The sequence below is a fragment of the Streptosporangium sp. NPDC050148 genome (assembly GCF_055586505.1).
Map to the genome: position 1 here is coordinate 37,485 of NZ_JBVJIA010000049.1, position 1,163 is coordinate 38,647.

The window sequence follows — 1,163 nt, forward strand, 5'->3', positions numbered from 1 at the left end:
GCTGGGCTCGTGCGAGGCGCACACCTACGCGGTCGCGGCCTACAACTCCGCGGGTGAGGGTCCCAAGAGCGACCCGGTCACGGTCACCACGACCGGTTGCACCGGTGGTGGCCCGCTGCCCAAGCACTTCCTGACCGGCTACTGGCACAACTTCGACAACCCGGCCGTCGAGCTGCGCCTCTCGGCCGTGCCCGACGAGTACGACCTGATCGCCGTCTCCTTCGGCGAGGCCACCGCCACGCCGGGCGAGGTCGTCTTCGGCGTGGACCCGGGCCTGTCGGCCTCGCTGGGCGGCTACACCGACGCCCAGTTCAGGGCCGACGTGCAGGCCCTGCACGCGCGCGGCAAGAAGGTCATCCTCTCGGTCGGCGGCGAGGCCGGCCGCGTCCAGGTGGCGAGCGCCGCCGCCGCGACCCTCTTCGCCGACACCGTGTACGCCCTGATGCAGAAGTACGACTTCGACGGCGTCGACATCGACCTGGAGAACGGGCTCAACGCCACCTACATGGGCCAGGCCTTGCGGCAGCTGCGCGCCAAGGCCGGTGCCGACCTGATCATCACCATGGCGCCGCAGACCATCGACATGCAGTCCACCGGCGCCGAGTACTTCAAGCTGGCCCTGAGCATCAAGGACATCCTCACCGTCGTCCACACCCAGTTCTACAACTCCGGTTCCATGCTGGGCTGCGACCAGATGGCCGCCTACTCGCAGGGCACGGTCAACTTCATGACCGCGCTGGCCTGCATCCAGCTGGAGAACGGCCTGCGCCCCGACCAGGTGGCGCTCGGCCTGCCCGCCGGGCCCGGCGCGGCGGGCGGCGGGATCGTCTCCCCGACGCTGGTGAACCAGGCCCTCACCTGCCTGGCCACCCGTACCGGCTGTGGCAGCTTCGTGCCGCCGCGCGCCTACCCCGGGATCCGCGGCGCGATGACCTGGTCCATCAACTGGGACGCCAGCAACGGCTGGAACTTCTCGCGGACCGTCAAGCCGCACCTCGCGACCCTGCCCTGATCCTCCACCGGGCCGGGGGGGGGCCCCCCGCCCCCGCCCCGGCCCCCCCCGCCCCCCCCCCCCCCCCACCCAAGGGAGAAGGCGGGGGGAGAAGGGTAAAGTGGTGTTTGGGTTTTTCATGCGTTGGGGGTTCCTAGGTCGGTTACAGAGG

Annotated in this window: 1 protein-coding gene; it reads left to right on the forward strand. The window is 70.6% G+C overall.

Annotated features, from left to right (window positions below; translation table 11 throughout):
- Nucleotides 1–1,012, forward strand: a 1,012-nt coding sequence (locus tag ACZ6RT_RS34755) for a chitinase (protein WP_470158212.1), incomplete at its 5' end; no start/stop codon positions are given.
- Nucleotides 1,013–1,163 lie beyond the last annotated feature (151 nt).